This window comes from Gallibacterium faecale, from assembly GCF_027920745.1.
GTDB lineage: Bacteria > Pseudomonadota > Gammaproteobacteria > Enterobacterales > Pasteurellaceae > Gallibacterium > Gallibacterium faecale.
Map to the genome: position 1 here is coordinate 1 of NZ_JAQIBB010000029.1, position 2200 is coordinate 2200.

A 2200-nucleotide genomic window follows, 5' to 3' on the forward strand; every position below is an offset into this window, starting at 1 on the left:
TGTATCAATAGATTGACAAGGGGCATGATTATATTTTGATAAATTAAAATCAGTTATTAATTGAATAGCTTGTTTAGCTTGCTGGCGTTGTTCATTAGTTAATGAACAATTAGTAATCAATTTTTCTAAACGAGAAGTTTTTTCAGCGGCATAATAAATGCCTATATCATCTACAACTAAAGAAAAAGGTGGATAACCTTCAACACCTAACCCCACAGAACGGAGAAATCCATCTTCAAGAGCAATATAACGAAGATTATGCTGTTTTGCATAGCGTTGTGCTTTCTGCGCAGTAGGACGAAACCCCCAACCGATAACACTGTTTTGAAAAGAGAAGTCAGGTGTTTCACCTAAAAAATAAAGTAAATGTGGAATTTTACGAATTCCAGAGGAAAAAATAAGTGGTTTCACATTCAATCATCTCAATCTTAAATCGCCTGTATCCTAAACTAGAGAATGAAATGGATCAATGGGAAATAGTGAAATAAAAGTGAATAATGTAATAATTTGTATAATGTATAATGTATAATGTATAATGTATAATGTATAATGTATAATGTATAATGTATAATGTATAATGTATAATGTATAATGTTATAGAAGGTAAAATTGCGGTATTTAGGTTTCTCAAACGTAATGACAAGGTTTATATTGTTGCAGTTTCGAATACTCAATCAGCCACCTTGTTACCTATTATTCGGGAACAAGTGAAGCCTGATAGTATTGTTTACACGGATACTTATCGTAGTTATGATGTACTTGATGTAAGTGAATTTAGCCATTTCAGCATCAATCACAGCACACATTTTGCTGAAATTATAATCATATTGACGGAATTGAGAATTTTTGGAGTCAAGCGAAGCGAATACTCCGAAAATATAATGGAATAGATCGAAAGAATCCTTCGTTATTCTTGAAGGAATGTGAATTTCGATTTAACTTTAGGTCACTAAAAGAGCAACTTAAAACGTTGCGAAAATGGTGTGGTATTTAGGGCTGATCTACGTCAATCCCTAGTTTCTTAATTAAAGGGTTAATTATGAATAAAATTTTCAAGATTCTTTTTAACAAAAGAACAAATTCTTTTGTGGTTGCATCAGAGTTAGCTAATTCAAATGGCAAAGCAAGCTCAACAACCGATGAACGTAAATCGACGTCTTACACTCTCTCTTCTTCCTCCTCCCCCCCCCCATCCCACCTCCTTGCACCAAGTAAGTTTGCAACTCTATTAGTTTTTAGTAGTGCAATGTTGGCAAGTCAAGCTTTTGCTGGCCATACTCAGATTGGCACTCACTCCACAGGTGGCGATACGACAGTAAGCGGCAATAACGCTGTTGCTATTGGTGAAGGAGCAACAGCAACTGGTACCGATAATGCTATTGCTATTGGTGCTAAATTTCATGGTTCGAGTAGTAAGCCTACAGAGGGGGCACAAGCACTAGGAGATAATTCAATTGCAATCGGTCAGGCTTCAAAAGCGTCAACCTCACAATCTATTGCCATCGGTCAATATGCTGAAATTGCTGATACCGCTACTCAATCTATAACAATCGGTGCCAATACAAAAGTCAGTGGAGCATCCTCTATTGCTATAGGTGGTGATGATGCAAAGGGCACAGATTATCATACATGGCAATATGATGATAGTGTAGGACGAGCGGTGGATAAAAAAAGTGCGAAGTTTGATGCAACCTCGGCAGAAGGGAGTGTCGCTTTGGCTATAGGGATAAAAACTCAGGCTAAAGCAGACGGATCAATCGCACTGGGAGTGGTATCAACGGCAGGAGGTAAAGAGTCTATCTCTATCGGCGCTAAATCTGCAACAAAAGGCACTAACGCTATCGCACTAGGAACGGCTGCGTCAGGAATCGCAAATAACGCAATTGCTCTGGGTACAAATGCAGTGGCAAACCTTGAGGGGAGTGTAGTTTTAGGCGCTAACTCGACAACGGAGGGGTCTGCTACTCAAATTAAAACAACAGACAAAGCAGAGGTCGGAGGTTACGTTTACGATGGCTTTGCTGGCACAATTGACTCTGACGGCGATTTAGTAAGCATAGGTAACAATACCGCAGGCGGACAACGCAAGATTATCAATGTTGCTGCTGGTGAAATCACGAAGCAATCAACTGAAGCAATCAATGGTTCACAATTATATGCTGTCATCGACAAGATAAATAAAGCAAATAATGGCGAAGCA

The 2200-nt window shown here is 38.5% G+C and carries 2 protein-coding genes and 1 pseudogene; 2 read left to right on the top strand and 1 reads right to left on the bottom strand.

Annotated features, from left to right (window positions below; genetic code table 11):
* On the bottom strand, positions 1–411 hold a 411-nt coding region (locus tag PF272_RS02110), incomplete at its 3' end, for a capsular polysaccharide export protein, LipB/KpsS family (RefSeq protein ID WP_461782254.1).
* Positions 412–602: 191 nt separating this feature from the next.
* On the opposite strand from PF272_RS02110, the pseudogene PF272_RS02115 reads away from it, so the two are divergent.
* A pseudogene (locus tag PF272_RS02115) lies at positions 603–994 on the top strand (IS1595 family transposase); the annotation flags it as partial.
* A gap of 45 nt (positions 995–1039) precedes the next feature.
* Positions 1040–2200: ESPR-type extended signal peptide-containing protein (locus tag PF272_RS02120; protein ID WP_271141434.1), on the top strand; the 1161-nt coding region annotated here is incomplete at its 3' end.